At 50.6% G+C, this 14,207-nt stretch carries 13 protein-coding genes and 3 pseudogenes; 7 read left to right on the top strand and 9 right to left on the bottom strand.

The genetic code is table 11. The features are described 5' to 3' along the window. Positions 1 to 95: pseudogene (locus ACR0DE_RS21265) on the bottom strand (IS6 family transposase); the annotation flags it as partial. A 612-nt stretch (positions 96 to 707) separates the two neighbouring features. On the opposite strand from ACR0DE_RS21265, the gene ACR0DE_RS21260 reads away from it, so the two are divergent. After that, complete coding sequence (locus tag ACR0DE_RS21260) at positions 708 to 1,052, top strand: hypothetical protein (protein ID WP_480755199.1); 345 nt, start codon at positions 708 to 710, stop codon at positions 1,050 to 1,052. 1,025 nt (positions 1,053 to 2,077) lie between these two features. Here ACR0DE_RS21260 and ACR0DE_RS21255 read toward each other — a convergent pair. Together ACR0DE_RS21255 and ACR0DE_RS21250 are read right to left on the bottom strand one after the other, a co-directional pair. After that, positions 2,078 to 2,800, bottom strand: coding sequence for a WbqC family protein (locus tag ACR0DE_RS21255; RefSeq protein WP_223117804.1), 723 nt, complete (start codon positions 2,798 to 2,800; stop codon positions 2,078 to 2,080). Beyond that, the gene (locus tag ACR0DE_RS21250; RefSeq protein WP_480437993.1) at positions 2,797 to 3,549 is read right to left on the bottom strand and encodes a cephalosporin hydroxylase family protein; all 753 of its coding nucleotides are present in this window, start codon (positions 3,547 to 3,549) and stop codon (positions 2,797 to 2,799) included. The genes ACR0DE_RS21255 and ACR0DE_RS21250 overlap by 4 nt, the downstream gene beginning before the upstream one ends. Positions 3,550 to 4,098: 549 nt before the next feature. Between ACR0DE_RS21250 and ACR0DE_RS21245 the strand changes: the two genes are divergently transcribed. The 3 genes from ACR0DE_RS21245 to ACR0DE_RS21235 are packed head-to-tail and all read left to right on the top strand — an operon-like array spanning position 4,099 to position 6,499. Beyond that, on the top strand, positions 4,099 to 4,818 hold the full coding sequence (locus ACR0DE_RS21245; RefSeq protein ID WP_223117802.1) for a class I SAM-dependent methyltransferase: 720 nt from the start codon (positions 4,099 to 4,101) through the stop codon (positions 4,816 to 4,818). Positions 4,819 to 4,842: 24 nt separating this feature from the next. Beyond that, positions 4,843 to 5,832: an ATP-grasp domain-containing protein gene (locus tag ACR0DE_RS21240; RefSeq protein WP_480755197.1), complete on the top strand. Its 990-nt coding sequence runs from the start codon at positions 4,843 to 4,845 to the stop codon at positions 5,830 to 5,832. Beyond that, positions 5,813 to 6,499 (top strand): metallophosphoesterase family protein, encoded by a 687-nt coding sequence (locus ACR0DE_RS21235; RefSeq protein ID WP_170598816.1) that lies wholly within the window; start codon positions 5,813 to 5,815, stop codon positions 6,497 to 6,499. Before ACR0DE_RS21240 ends, ACR0DE_RS21235 begins: the two co-directional genes overlap by 20 nt. Here the strand turns inward: ACR0DE_RS21235 and ACR0DE_RS21230 are convergent. From ACR0DE_RS21230 to rfbF, 5 genes are read right to left on the bottom strand one after another with little or no spacing between them, the layout of a single operon-like run. Beyond that, positions 6,496 to 7,599, bottom strand: coding sequence for a DegT/DnrJ/EryC1/StrS family aminotransferase (locus ACR0DE_RS21230; RefSeq protein ID WP_170399823.1), 1,104 nt, complete (start codon positions 7,597 to 7,599; stop codon positions 6,496 to 6,498). The two genes, ACR0DE_RS21235 and ACR0DE_RS21230, sit on opposite strands and share 4 nt — an antisense overlap. Further along, complete coding sequence (locus ACR0DE_RS21225) at positions 7,596 to 8,807, bottom strand: class I SAM-dependent methyltransferase (protein WP_170399820.1); 1,212 nt, start codon at positions 8,805 to 8,807, stop codon at positions 7,596 to 7,598. Before ACR0DE_RS21225 ends, ACR0DE_RS21230 begins: the two co-directional genes overlap by 4 nt. Next, entirely contained in the window at positions 8,804 to 9,346 is a 543-nt protein-coding gene (gene rfbC, locus ACR0DE_RS21220; RefSeq protein WP_170399817.1) for a dTDP-4-dehydrorhamnose 3,5-epimerase, read from the bottom strand. Before rfbC ends, ACR0DE_RS21225 begins: the two co-directional genes overlap by 4 nt. Beyond that, positions 9,343 to 10,404 carry a CDP-glucose 4,6-dehydratase gene (gene rfbG / locus ACR0DE_RS21215; protein WP_480755195.1) on the bottom strand — a complete coding sequence of 354 codons (1,062 nt, stop codon included), beginning with the start codon at positions 10,402 to 10,404 and terminating at the stop codon, positions 9,343 to 9,345. Before rfbG ends, rfbC begins: the two co-directional genes overlap by 4 nt. Continuing rightward, positions 10,389 to 11,153 (bottom strand): glucose-1-phosphate cytidylyltransferase, encoded by a 765-nt coding sequence (gene rfbF / locus ACR0DE_RS21210; protein WP_170627351.1) that lies wholly within the window; start codon positions 11,151 to 11,153, stop codon positions 10,389 to 10,391. The genes rfbG and rfbF overlap by 16 nt, the downstream gene beginning before the upstream one ends. Positions 11,154 to 11,742: 589 nt before the next feature. On the opposite strand from rfbF, the gene ACR0DE_RS21205 reads away from it, so the two are divergent. The 3 genes and pseudogenes from ACR0DE_RS21205 (at position 11,743) to ACR0DE_RS21195 (ending at position 13,580) form a co-directional block, all read left to right on the top strand. After that, a complete protein-coding gene (locus ACR0DE_RS21205) occupies positions 11,743 to 12,819 on the top strand; it encodes a TIGR00180 family glycosyltransferase (protein WP_170399811.1) in 1,077 nt (358 codons plus the stop codon). Between the two features lie 366 nt (positions 12,820 to 13,185). After that, a pseudogene (locus ACR0DE_RS21200) lies at positions 13,186 to 13,293 on the top strand (IS5/IS1182 family transposase); the annotation flags it as partial. Next, entirely contained in the window at positions 13,293 to 13,580 is a 288-nt protein-coding gene (locus ACR0DE_RS21195; RefSeq protein ID WP_170567879.1) for a hypothetical protein, read from the top strand. The pseudogene ACR0DE_RS21200 and the gene ACR0DE_RS21195, both read left to right, overlap by 1 nt. Positions 13,581 to 14,013: 433 nt before the next feature. On the opposite strand, the pseudogene ACR0DE_RS21190 reads toward ACR0DE_RS21195, so the two are convergent. Continuing rightward, positions 14,014 to 14,207: pseudogene (locus tag ACR0DE_RS21190) on the bottom strand (IS6 family transposase); the annotation flags it as partial.

Below are 14,207 nucleotides of genomic sequence, written 5' to 3'. Positions count from 1 at the left end.
TCCGAAACGAAAGCGGGAAGCGGATGTACTGCATCACCGCAAGGCGGATGATCTCAGGACAGGTGTTTATAGTATTTGAAAGAAGCAGGTCTTGTCTTGGGTAAATGCTGAGAAAGCCCCCTGCCCGCCTCAAGGCAAGGTCTACCGACAAGACCTTTGGGATTGATGACGTCTTTATATTGAATGGTGTCCGTTTTGATCGAAGTGATTTGAGTGTTTATTTGGGGTCCGCAATTTTGGGCATAGACACAGACAATGATGGATTTGCCGATACAACCATCGTTCTAGGGGGCGATTATTCCGGTTCGGAATCTACGGTGAAAGATCTCGATGGGGCGACGGCCATAGCAGCTTTATTTCCACCAAAATGCACAAGACGGTGTTTTTCACATTGACGAAGACGATGTCATCGCTGGAATCATCCTAGCCAACGACAACTGGTACACAGGCAGAGGACTAACCGTATCCCTGCTTTCAGGTCCGGAAGAGAGGCTACCAAACCTGAATAATGATGGATCGTTTACATATGAAGCAGATTCAGATGTCTTGATTTGGTCGCCCCCGGTGACGAGATAGTCCAGACATTCACGTATGAACTTGAAGACACGTTCGGTAGAACTTCCGAAGCCACGGCCCTCATTTCTGTAAACATACTGGATGACAGCGTATCGCTTTCGGGAAGTCGGAGACGAGACCATATCAATGGCTTGGATGAAGCTGATATCCTGGTGGATGGCTTCGGAAGAGACAAATTGGATGGTGGGGAAAGCGCCGATATCCTGAGAGGCGGACCAGGCCGCGGTGTTCATATTAGTGGAGAGGAAGCTGACCTTCTTGAGTTTCACTTTTTTGATGGCTTCAACATCATGACTGATTTTGAAGTTGGGATTGATCAGATTGGGATTGGCTCAGGTCTATTTGCAGACAATATCTCTGACATTAAGTACCGGGATCTGGATGACGGGGTGCTGCTTAATTTAAGTGGTGCCAAAGTCTTAGTTGAGGATCTGGCATTTATGGATCTGAGCGAAGATTCATTCGCTTGGTTATAGCGAATATCTGTGCTCGCGCGTTAGAATCTATAGCGTTGTAGAGCCCAGGTTGCCCTACTGAAACCAAAGTCTTGAAAGTGAATCTACCAATTCGGATTGATCCATGCATCAAGCTGCATTTTGAACTGGGCACAAGGCAGGCCGCACAAAGCCCGAAGTCCTGAGTGGTAGACCGATCACGCCACCGAATCTTGTCCACCTCTTGGTACATATTGTGGCAGTTATTTTTTGCATGAAAAATGGTTACTCAAATAGGGTTGTTCCCCCTTGGTCCGCCACTTACTCCCTATGTGCGACAAATAGTTTTGCCTTTTGCGATAGAAATTTTCCATTACGGCGCACAGCCATGCCTTCTGCCAAGTGGTTACGTCGTACATATTTCCCTTTAACAACTGGTTTTGGGCGAAGCCCTTCAGGGTGCTCGTCTCTAAAACCTGCTCCCGGCGAGGGTTGGGGGGTAGCAAGTGCAATATAGTTCGAAAGGGTGGGCGCCTACAGGCGTCCGCCCAGGACGGGCTTTGCGCGGTGTCCTCATGACAGCACAGCTCTGCAATACTTTCCTCGCCTATTTGGCCGTCCAGTAAAAGCTGGATCTTTTCTTGTGCGGAATACTGTTTACGGGTCGAACGCCAAATGTCCTTTGCTGGCTTCTCACCGTGACTCTGCTTGTTTTAGGGGTTCTTTCTCATCTCTACTCCTTGGCAGCTACGATGAGCCAGAAATCTACTCTTATCAAATCGACCAATACTGTCCCAATGGTACTGACGTCAGACACCGGAAGCTAATGATATAGACCAGAACTAAGGTCCACAATAAGGCATTGATTTTCTTAAATTATTCAAGTTAGCGCCCAATAGTTAACGGCACAGTAAGATTGGGCGTGGGAGCTCACTTCGGGCGGCGTCAATCCTTTGGCTATCACCTCCTCTGCCCCGGACAGTTGGGGGTACAGATAGAACACTCCGAGCCGTCAACGCTATGATGCGATCCTGTTCCAAACCGGAAACGATCCCATATTAGGAAGCCTATGTCTGTTGGTGGTTCTGAAGAAATTCTTTCCAGTTGCGTGTGCGCGGGTTTAGATAAGATGCAGCTTGAGCAGGGCCTACATGTGCTAACAGGTCAAGCCCGGTCACGAACGGCGAAAAATCATCTTCAACACGCCCCCACGGCCTGACATCATATTCCATGTATTCGACGTTGATCCCTGCCAATTCAAACTCCTTGTGTTCCAGATAGTTGCGTGCGCCATGCCCGGTGACATAGCGCGTTCCGCCCAATTCTTGGACGATTTGCAGTATCCTGTTCGAGCCTGTTTCTGTGACATTTAGATCGGTGCTAAGATGATACTCGCTCGGATTTATGCCAAACTGTGATGCTAGTCCTTTACTGCTCGCGACAATCGCGTCGCAAAGGCCGTCATGCTGATTCAGGTGTAGAACTGGTGCTAGTGCGGAGTCTAGGTAAGGCGTCCCGCTAAGCGATTTCTTGAGTTTGTCGATGTGTAAATCTAGCCAATTTGGTTCAGCAGCAACGATGTCAACGATATCTGTCCTGTTTTTAGTATGCTTTATTGGTATGCTAAGCCAGGCGCTGCCAGAAGGCGATCTAATCTGTACGCGGTTAGTAAACGAGCGTCTAGAAAACTGCGCATCTACCAGCCAAACGACTACATCAGCTAAAGCGAGTTGGGCCAAAAAACCTGGCCACGGAAAATACATAGGTTGCGAAATGACGACAGTAGTCATGCAAATTTCCGTCGAATATACCCACCGGGCGAAGAGGACAGCACAAGCTTGCCGTTCAACACCGGATCAACTTCGAATAGGTCTGCTTCTGACATATAGTCATTAAGCGCTGATAGCGGCTCGTTCCCGGCAAACCACGATTTGGAACGGTTTTGTGGGCTGTCCTTCTGGCCGACATACCCGATCATCGTATCCGCAACGACCATGTAGCAGCCAGGTGTAACCAACGGACCGTATGCACGGCACTCGGCCAGAACATGATCGCGGCTGTGGTCGCTGTCTAGAACTACCATGACTTTGGCGCCTTCTGGGATCTCGGCACGCACGGCGGCCAGCGTATCCTCGCTGGTCGACGGCCCCTCAATTAGAGTGACTCGTTTCGACATAGGGTGTTTGTTGATCGTGTCGCGGTTGTGAGCGCGGATATCTATGTCGACTCCGATCACGGTGCCGTTGCCAATCAACTGCAATAGTGAGGCCATAAACAGCACCGAGCCACCGCGTGCCACGCCGGTTTCGATAATGACATCGGGTTTCGTGTTCCAGATCACTTCCTGTGTCGCCATCACATCTGCAGGCATCTGAATAATGGGTGCTCCCATCCAGCTCCACAGATAGGAGTAGTCATAAGGGTCAAGTTGTAACATATGTGCAATTGAACTTTGAAAAACATGCTCGTCTTGCCCAAGCGCCAAGCATTGCTTTTCCTTGTGAGCTTCAAACTCTTTGCGGTCGTCTTTTGACGTCATGATTTGCCTTCAGCATTTTTATTGGTGATTTGCCACGCTCTGGAGCTCTCATCTAAGCTTTGTTACAGGTCGTGTCACCATCCATTGTGTGAGTAAGAACTTTTGTCGCGAACATTCGCGAAGGTCTGACACGCTTTTGAACAATCCGAACACTCTTTTCGCTAGTTGCCAGAATCAATAACTCTAAGGTCTCTGTTAGAACAATAGAGTGTCCCACTTTGCGTAAGAGTTCCAAATTCTTAAAACGTTCTAGCTAAAACTGGGGCCATTTAGCTATCGTTACATCATAGCCGCCTCGGTGTCTCTTATGAATTGGCCCTTGATCAGTTCAACCAACTCGAATTTCCCCAGCTTTAAACGTCCTACTCTAAAAGGACTCGTTAACTCGCCGTCTATAGGGGTCGTCGGTCTGGTATTGACGGTCTCGGGACGTTATGAAAAACGAAGTCCTGTGGTATGAGGGGTTTTGACATGGCTGCGACCCTATCCGACGCAGACCGGAATTCCCTCTCCCTGTCATGACATGTATTCAGAAGGGCTGACTATCTGATGGAAAACCTAGACGACGTCGCCTCAAAGTATTTGCAGCCACCAAGTGTCGAGATTGAGAATGATCTCATGATGCGGTGGTATCCCGAAAGGGTGTTTGAGCGCACAGGACATGTCGGGCGTTTGCTAGAGCTTGGGTTGGGGCATGGTTACACAGTTCCCTTCTTTTTCGAGATGAGTGACCAGCACGTCGTCGTTGAAGGCTCTCAAAAGGTCATCGAGAATTTTCAGTCCAAGAACCCTTGGTATACTGGATCATTGGAGGCGGGGTACTTCGAAACTTACACACCTACCGACACCTTCGATCTGATTGTCATGGGATTCGTGCTCGAGCATGTGGATGATCCAGTCGCCATTCTAAGCCGGTACAAAAAGTTTCTAGCTCCCAACGGTCGCATTTGGATTGCTGTACCGAATGCAAAATCGTTAAACCGGCGCCTCGGGCTTGAGATGGGGATGATTGAGGACATTTATGATCTGAACGAAACGGATTTAATGCTCGGACATCAACGCAATTTTTGCCGCGATACATTGCGAAGCGCCATCGAGGCGGCCGGGTACAGAGTAACGCATGAGGAAGGGCTTTACCTGAAGCCTCTTCCATTGGGTGTTCTCAGAACGCTAGATAACTTTGAAGAGAACATGCGCGCGATGATGGCTGTTGGCGTTGACTTTCCAGATCTTTGTGTTGGTCTTCTTGTAGAAGTGTCTCATGACTAGAGCTGTTTGTGCGGGGCCTGAGTTGTGAACGAGCGCCGACGTATTCTGGTCACCGGCGTAGGAGCGCTCATAGGCCAGGGCATCGCCAGCAGTCTGCGGGATGACGGGCGATCGTGGTTAATTGGACTTGACCGGCGCATGTCGCTATTCGGCGCAGAGCTGTGCGATGAAACTCTGCTGAAACCCAAGCTAGACGAAAGCTCAGATGCGTATCTGACGTTCTGGAAAGATTTGGTGCAGGATCACGGAATTGAACTGATTATTCCAGGTATCAGCATCGACATGGCGTTTCTAGACGCCCACCGAAGTTTTTTCGAAGACCTCGGGGTAGCGTTGGCCATCAACACGACACATCTTATCGCGTTGACTGAAAACAAGTCGGATTTTGCAGCCGACTATGCGCAATTGGGGTTGCCAGTCATCCCGTCGATTGCAGGAGGTGGCACTTGGGAAGCGGCCTGCGCGGCGCTGGGGAAACCGCCATTTCTTTTGAAACCCAGCACTGGGGAAGGCTCCGTTGGCATTGTGCGGCTTCATGACGAAGTGGATTTTGATTATTGGAGCGGAAAAACCTCGGGCGAATTTCTTGTGCAGCGGATTGTTGGTACGGACGACGATGAATATACTGTCGGTACATTTGGCTTTGGCGACGGCGATTACATTGGCCCACTGATCTTTCAGCGCCGATTGACACGTGCCGGGAACACTGGCGAGGCAAAGACCGTCACTCATGAAGCCGTATCCAAAGCAACTGATACAATCATGCGCTACTACAAGCCGCTGGGTCCAACCAACTTACAATTCCGTTTGGAAGGTGAGGATGCCTATCTTCTTGAAATCAACCCTCGGTTTTCAAGTAGTTGTTCCTTGCGAACCGCTTTCGGGTTCAACGAAGCTGAGATGTGTGTTGACTTTTACCTGAACCGACGACGGCCTGCGCAACCTGTCTTGCGTGAAGGGATTGCGCAGCGTCACAACGCAGATCGGATACGTTATGCTGGGCCTGATCTCTGATATTCATGCGAATCTGGCCGCGCTTGAGGCGGTTTTGGCTGACGCGAAGTCCAAAGGGGTGACAGAGTTTGTGTGCCTTGGCGACGTTATTGGGTATAATGGTCAGCCGGAAGAATGCGTACAACTGCTCAAGGCAGAAGGGGTGCGCAATATACTGGGCAATCACGACAGCTACGTTACGTCGGGACAGAATTGCGAACGCTCTAAGGTCGTCGCGGGTATCATAGACAAACATCAGGCAGAGCTAAGTTCGGACAGCGTGGCATGGCTGAGCCGATCATTGGACAGCATCCAGGATGGCACAACATTGTTTGTACACGGAGGACCGCAGGATCATGTCGATGAATACCTCTATAAAGTGGGGATCGATACGTTTCCCAAAGGCGTAACACGGCTCTTTGCGGGTCATACCCATGTGCAATGCGTTCTAGACTTTGGTACGCACGTCTTTTGCAATCCGGGCTCGGTCGGACAGCCGCGCGATGGAGATCCACGTGCAGCTTACGCAATCTTATCAGATGGCCAGATTGCCCTGCACAGAGTCGTTTATGACATCGACCGCACGATACGCGCGATGAAAGAGCGCGGGTACGAAGAGTTCATGTATCGCGGACTTGCCAAAGGCGCCCAGATCAACGGGCGTATTGACGAGATTATGAAAGCCTAAGGAGAGGCCAAGGTCTCGATTACCCGACAGACTCGATCAATGTCCCCGTCTGTCATGTCGTGAAAACTGGGCAGGTTCAGTGCCCGCTCGCAAATATCATGGGCATGCGGGGTAGGCGCTTCTACGAACATAGGCTGGCTGGAAAGCGGGTAGAAAAATACACGCGCATCAATGTTTGCTGCCTCGAATGCTGCCAAGGCCCTCTCACGGGAGACGCCAAGTGCCTTGTCAAAGACAACAGTGGGCATCCACGCGCCATTACGGACGTGAGGAGGCTCAGGGTTCATTGATAGCCCTAGATGCGACAGCCGCTCTTTGTAGGCCGCTAGTATCTCCGCTTTGCGGTTCGTCAGTTCCTCAATGCGCTCAATCTGCCCCATTCCAATTGCAGCTTGAATGTTTGACATCTTGAATTTGTAGCCGACCGTATCAGCCCAGAATTGTTTCTTCTGCGCCTTGTCACGTCCGTGATTGGACAGCGTCAGAATGCGATCCGCCAAAGCATCGTCATCGGTCACCAGCATCCCGCCTTCGCCGGTGGTCAACGTTTTCGTACCATGAAAAGAGAAGGTCCCGAACTTTCCAATCGCGCCTGTATGAATGGCGCGATATCGCGCACCCAACGCTTCGGCCGCGTCTTCGATAAGCACCACTCCACATTCATCTGCGATGCTCAACAGTGTGTCCATCTCACAGAGATTACCGTAGAGATGTGTGGCTATGATGGCCTTGGTTTTCGATGTAATCGCCGCGCGGACCTGATCAGGATCAATACACCAACTGTCTGGCAAGATATCAACGAAAATCGGTGTTGCGCCCAAATGCACGACGGGAGCAACCGTAGCGATCCAATTTGTGTCGGCAAGGATGACCTCATCGCCCGGACCGATACCTAGCGCAGCCAGACCCATCTCCATCGCGCCCGTGCAACTGGAAGTCGAAATAGCATGTTTTGTTCCGACATACTCTGCGAAGGTCGCCTCGAAGCGATGAATGTAGTCATAACATTTCGGCCCCCAACCAGTGCGGGCGGCATCTGTGGCATAACTAACCTCGAGATCGGTGATAGAGGGTCGGGTATAGACGATGCGGTCGGTCATAGGATTTGCAGTTCTGGCACAGCAGTTACAAAACGGGTATCTACAAGCCAATCAAGTGATTGCATAATCTCGGTTTTCAGGTTCCATGGGAATATCACCAGGTAGTCTGGACGTCGGTTCTGTAGCTCGTCTGGCGCCAGAATGGGGATATGACTGCCCGGTAGGTATTTGCCGATCTTAAATTCTGCAGCATCACATACGAATTCAATGGCGTCTGGACCAACGCCTGCGAAGTTCATAAGCGTGTTGCCTTTCGCGGCTGCGCCGTATCCTGCTACCGACTTTCCCTCCGCTTTAGCATCCAGCACGAACCGCAAGAAATCGTCTTTGACCTTTTCCGCCTTGAGTTGGAAACCTGTGTAGAAGTCATCGTCATTCATTCCGTGAGATGCTTCGAGATCACGCATGGCCTTCACGGCGTCGGTTTGCGCATGTCTGGCTCCTTCAAGACAGGCAAAGAGACGCAAGCTGCCGCCATGAGTTGTTAGTTGTTCAACATCGAACACCCGCAAACCTGCCGCCGCCAGAATACGCTCGGCTGACAGAAGAGAAATGTAGGAGAAATGTTCGTGATACACGGTATCGAACTGGTTTTGCGTCACTAGGTTCAACAAATGCGGAAACTCGAGTGTGACCACGCCCTGAGGTTTTAGGCAAACCGCCAGCCCTCGCGAGAAACAGTTAATGTCGGGTACATGGGCAAAGACATTGTTACCTATGACAAGATCAGATTTGGCCAGCCCCTTAGCCAACCCTTCCCCGAAGAACTCCTCTACAACATTGATCCCGATTGCCGTCGCTGCGGAGGCGGTGGAATGTGTTGGTTCAATACCTAGGCAGGGGATCCCTGCCTTCCGAAAATTGCGCAGCAGATAACCGTCGTTGGATGCAACCTCGATCACATGAGAATCCGCATCTAGAGCAAATCGTTCGATAACCGTGTCGCAATAGGCTTTGGCATGGGCAAGCCAAGAGGTCGAGGTGGAAGAAAAATAAGCGTATTCTTCGGTGAATAGCGCCTCGCCCGACGAGAAGTCTTCCGTTTGTACAAGGCGGCACTCCTTGCATACGAAAAGCCGCAGCGGATAGGTCAGTTCGGGACGAGAAAGCGCTTCCGCACTTAGATAATCGTTTGACGGGGGTGCATATCCCAAATCAAGAAACGCCATAGTGCGTGAAGACAGACAATGTCGGCAGGTATTGGTCATAAGGGGCGAACATCCAGCAGGGCAGGCAAGTTTTGATCTCTTTCCGACATAAGCGTGATAGGTAAGGGCCAATCAATGCCCAGATCGGGGTCTGTCGCACGCACACCACCCTCAAGTTCCGGTGTGTACGGAGCAGTGTGGCAATAGTGTAGCGTCGCAGTCTCGGTCAATGTCTGGAAACCATGAGCGCAGCCCTCAGGAATGTAGATTGCGTTCCCAGCCTCAGCGCATAATGTGATTGCTCTGCTTTGACCAAAGGTTGGAGAGCCTTCGCGCAGGTCAAGCGCCAGATCGAATACCTTTCCTTCGGTTGCACGTATAAGCTTTGCCTCAGCCATCGGCGCACGCTGAAAATGCAGACCGCGCAAAGTACCTTGCCCCTTGGTTTGCGACATATTCATTTGCACCCAATTGGTCAGCAGACCGGCTTGCGCAAAAACGTCAGCACAGAATGTACGAGCAAAAGCACCGCGGGCATCGGACTGGCGCGCCAACTGGACTTCGTAAAGCCCATCAATATCTTGAGGGATAAGCTTCAAGATTCACCATAATATTGCAACTGTTTAAGTGAGACCGCACGAGGGCACTGGCCCTCCGCAACAGACTGGTACCACTGTATTGTAGCGCGGATGCCGTCTTCGAAAGACCAACAGGCGAAATGACCCAGCAGTGCCTCTGCCTTGTCAGTGGCAAGCCGGAGAATCTGAGCTTCGTGGGCAGAATTGGATTTCCGAGAAGTATCTTCCCATGCGCCCGGCCACATGGAGAGTGCCGTTGTAACAACGTCCTTTACGGTTCTAACCCCCTCAGATGGTGGACCAAAATTGAACGCACTTTGGAGATCGGGATCTGCCGACGTAAACAGCTTTTCCGCGAGTATCAAATACCCTCGCAGAGGCTCCAGGACGTGTTGCCATGGTCGAACGGAATTCGGGTTGCGCACTTTGACTGGAATGTCGGCCGCCAGGGCACGTGCAATATCGGGCACGATGCGGTTCTCGGCCCAGTCGCCACCGCCAATAACGTTGCCTGCGCGCGCCGAAGCCATACGGATCTCTGTCTGTGCAAAAAAAGATTTTCTCCAGCTATCGACGCCAATTTCCATCGCGGCTTTGCTGGAACTATATGGGTCATGACCACCTAGGGGATCAGTTTCGCGAAATGGTCGCGCTTGTTCGTCGTTGGCATACACTTTGTCTGTAGTTACCATAACCACGGCGCGTGGACCGGTCAGATCACGCAGCGCCTCCATCAGATTGAGCGTCCCCATCACATTGGTGGACCAGGTCTCAATCGGGGTTTCGTATCCACGTAAAACCAAAGATTGTGCTGCCATGTGAAAAACAATTTCGGGGTCTGACGCTGTTACGGCGTTTGTCACGACAGACGAATCTCGAATGTCACCGATAATGTGCCTGATGGTATCTTCTAGTTTCAGAGAGGAAAAAAAGGGACTTTCAGGTGCCAGTGCTATGCCAGTGACTTTGGCACCGAGTTGCGTCAACCACAGCGCAAGCCATGCACCTTTGAACCCGGTATGTCCGGTAATCAGAACGCGTTTGTCTTTCCAGAACGCATTCATCACCAAGTTTTCCATGGTGCATCGCCGGATTTCCAAAGCTCTTCAAGGTAATCACGATCCCGCATCGTATCCATCGGAGCCCAGAAACCCGAATGCTTGAACACTGAAAGCTGTCGCTCAGTTGCCAGAGTTTCCAATGGAGCGCGTTCCCAAATCGTTTCGTCTCCGTCGATGTAGTCAATCACCTCAGGCTCACAGACAAAAAAACCGCCGTTAACCCAGAAGCCATCTCCATCGGGTTTCTCGTTAAACCGGGTCACAAAATCACCCTCGATCTCCAAGGCTCCGAACCGCGCTGCTGGTTGCAAGGCGGTAACGGTCGCACGGCTGCCAGTTCTTTTGTGAAAGGCCAAAAGCTTGGTAATATCAAGGTCCGTCACACCGTCGCCGTATGTAAGACAAAACGTGTCGGTCAGATGCTCCTTCACACGCTTTAGGCGGCCACCGGTTTGGGTTAGCTGACCGGTGTCGACCAATGTAACCTGCCAAGGCTCCGAGTATCGATTGTGCACCTTCATCTTATTGTCTTTTAGATCAAATGTGACATCGGATGTATGTAGAAAGTAGTTCGCGAAATACTCTTTGATCAGATAGCCTTTGTAGCCGCAGCAGATGACAAATTCAGTGATCCCATGGGCGCCATAGATTTTCATGATGTGCCATAATATGGGCAAACCACCAATTTCAATCATGGGTTTTGGGCGGAGGTGAGATTCTTCACTAATCCGAGTTCCAAGCCCGCCCGCTAGAATTACCGCTTTCAAATCATCGCTCCGCTCTGTTCTAATCGACCAACAGGCCTCAGATAATTGAATTCCCTTTAAGCATGATAACTTTGATTAGCAAGGAGAGTGGTGTGAGACGCGTCGAGCTGGTCTCAGTTTGCTACATAATTTGAAAACCCATGTGAATCAAAGCTGCCACTTTGGGTCAGCTCAAAGTTCGGTCGTGAGTTGAGTTGGCGTTCCTGATTGAACTCGGGTATTGCCAAGTTGTCTGCGGCGGACTGCGATCTATTCGCAGATGTTGTCTCATGCCGCCATTCTACCGGAGTAGTCAGCCCAGAGGTTGAGCGTATCTGATCGAGCGCAACGAAGTGAGGCTGCTCCCGCCCGAACAAGCCAAAAATTCAAGAGTCAGAAGCTGGTTAGCATGGAATAATTCCAGTTCAGTTGCCAGCACCTATATTTTCACAGATTGACATCGATCGTGTTTTGGGGTTGGACACATGCGAAAATATCAAGTTATGAGCCGCGCTGGACCGCATATCTACACCGTCAAATTTCTAATAGACCATAATTCGACGCCGTGTAGCCCACTAGATCTCCGGTATTAGCCGCATAAGGATGCACCATGGTCCCTCTAGTTATTCCCACACGTAACCGTCCAATGTCTTTGTCCTTTCTCCTTAAGTATCTGGGCGAGTTCAATCCGGGACAACGTGTGGTGATCGCCAATGGCAGTCATCATTCATACCTTGCTGCTTATGAGGAAGCGGTACGTGACAACGACAGTCTTTTGCAGATCGAATATAAGGAGTACGATTCCGATCTGCATTTTCGGGACCGCATGGTTGATTGTGTGAGCGGGTTGGATGATGACATTATCTTCGTCGGAGCAGATGATGATTTTCCTGTGCTTGATACACTCTATCAAGGTGTTGAATTCCTGCGCGCAAACCACGACCACGTCGTCGCTATCGGCGGGATCATTTGCCTGTCAATGTTAGACGAAGATCAGTTCAACGCGAAATTTCTTCATGCATTCAGCCTTCAAGACGAAGACATAGTTTCTCGTCTGTCTAAATACAGCCAATGGGCCTTCGCGACCAGTTATGCTGCGACACGCCGCGATCACTACCTTGAAAGATGTAACAACTTACAGCTTAATGCCATGAAAATATTTGGCGACTATAATGTCGGCCTCCACGACTGTCTGGCTGGAAAAATCAAGGCCTTGCCAGAAATTGGCTACTTCACCACAAAACTAGCCACTCATAGTAGGTTTGGACCGCCCAGCCGTCTGCATTATCTGGAGCATGCACAAGAAACCTTAAACCTGAGAGATTACTATACTGAAAAAATTGCCTCAACTACGGCAATTGACAATCAAGAAGCTCGGTCAATCGCAGATAAACTGATTGCAATGAAAATTGCCCATTGGACAGGTGGCAGCCCGCAGTTTTTGGATGGGTTTGGGTGTTCATCGCTGTTCCGTGATGAAACTGTGCGCAAACAATATGACGCGTTTCAAGATCTATTTCGTCAAGGTACAGCAGAGCAAAAGAAACTTGGAGGCAATCTAAGGAAGGTTGTCGACGCAATGTTGGAAATTAGTGAGGCTAATTCAGATAATCACGGTGAGCCGGAAAAGTACGATTCAATAGAATATTTTTTGGCTTCGACCAATGGCGGTATTTCGCGGCCATGACAGAACGCCTCGTTAAGGAGTAAATGGATGAGACGAAAGATTAAGCGCAAACTTGCTAAGATGTTTTCTGCGCGCCGCTCGGAGAACAGTGCGAAGCCGAGGCCCGAACCAAAAAAACCAAAGCAGATCATTAGCCCACGGTTTAATATAGCCTTTTCCCCAGAAACGCTTGAAAGAAAGTGAAGTGGGCCTGCTTTCAAAGGGCGTATTTCTGTCGCGAAATTTATCGCTGAGCGTGGAAATTTCGTCGGATCAACAGGTCAAGCAGCCAAATCCGCGATGCGTTGAAACTAACCGAGTCCAGGCGTAATTTATCCTCCGCGGATCATGTGTGTGTCTTCGATACCTGCAAGTGTTGCCTTCGCTGATCGCGCGTACGATACCAATTGGTTCCGTGAAGCATTGAAAGACAATGGGATACGCGCCTGTGTCCCCGGAGGAAAACAGCGCAAAAAAACCTATAAATATGACAGGTGAAGATACCAAAGGCGCAACCCGATCCCCACCTCCGGTCCATGTTGATCCGCGCCCATGGCTGCACCCGTGATCTGAAAGCTGGAGTTCAACTGATGGAAGTTGCGCGGCGTGAAAGCGTCCCCGTCGCTTTCATCCTTGCCCGTGCTCAGCTCGCGTTTCTCTCACCGAAGATTCAGGCCGCGATTCTCAACGGCACCCAGCCGCCCGAACTCACACTCAAGCGTCTGGTCAGCGTGACCCACCCACTTGATTGGTCCGAACAGGAACGCCTGTTCGGCTTCTGACATCTCCAAATCCTGCGTCACTGATACAGACTTCGCCCTCCCTGATCCGGCGGAACAATTCCCTGTTCCCACGAGAAAATTCCCTGCTCCACCTTTTAGGGAATTTGCAACATTAACCCCCTGTAAAACATTCAGTTCTGACAGGTGAAATTACTGAACTCAGTCCCGTTTTGCGAAATTTCCCTGTAAACTTCCGGGTATCAGGGAAATCCCGCCCAAAGCGATCCCACCAAAATGCGGCACTGAGACTGTGGCCTGAATCGTGATCCGAGTGTACGATCTGCTCCGTCTCTGATTGAAAGCGCATGCGTCAACTCGCGGGAATTGCGGAACAATTCCGGGTCAAAAAACACAACTGAAGTGAGACAGGTATGAGTGGCGGTGCAGTCAGGCGAATTCGAACCAGTCTCAGCTAGGCCAGTATAGCTGTCCTTCATTCGTCACAAAGACCCCGCCACTCGGCGAGAGCGTCGGTGAGTATCAGCTTGAAGCTGTTTCGGCTGGCAAGCGCTCTTTCTTGGTTGAAGTGGTTGTATACAGAGGAGTTGACGGCGGCGAGCTTCTGCAAACTTCGCATCCGCCTGAAACGTTGCATGGCGCGTTCGCGTCGTCGGAAAGGCAGGTGCG

The sequence above is a fragment of the Ruegeria sp. C10 genome (genome assembly GCF_056537805.1).
This window is presented reverse-complemented; position numbering and strand designations above follow the sequence as displayed.

Coding starts and splice junctions, on each gene's coding strand:
- ACR0DE_RS21255 (WP_223117804.1), bottom strand. CDS start 2,800: ATGACTACTGTCGTCATTTCGCAACCTATGTATTTTCCGTGGCCAGGT.
- ACR0DE_RS21250 (WP_480437993.1), bottom strand. CDS start 3,549: ATGACGTCAAAAGACGACCGCAAAGAGTTTGAAGCTCACAAGGAAAAG.
- ACR0DE_RS21245 (WP_223117802.1), top strand. CDS start 4,099: ATGGAAAACCTAGACGACGTCGCCTCAAAGTATTTGCAGCCACCAAGT.
- ACR0DE_RS21235 (WP_170598816.1), top strand. CDS start 5,813: ATGCTGGGCCTGATCTCTGATATTCATGCGAATCTGGCCGCGCTTGAG.
- ACR0DE_RS21230 (WP_170399823.1), bottom strand. CDS start 7,599: ATGACCGACCGCATCGTCTATACCCGACCCTCTATCACCGATCTCGAG.
- ACR0DE_RS21225 (WP_170399820.1), bottom strand. CDS start 8,807: ATGACCAATACCTGCCGACATTGTCTGTCTTCACGCACTATGGCGTTT.
- rfbG (WP_480755195.1), bottom strand. CDS start 10,404: ATGGAAAACTTGGTGATGAATGCGTTCTGGAAAGACAAACGCGTTCTG.
- ACR0DE_RS21205 (WP_170399811.1), top strand. CDS start 11,743: ATGGTCCCTCTAGTTATTCCCACACGTAACCGTCCAATGTCTTTGTCC.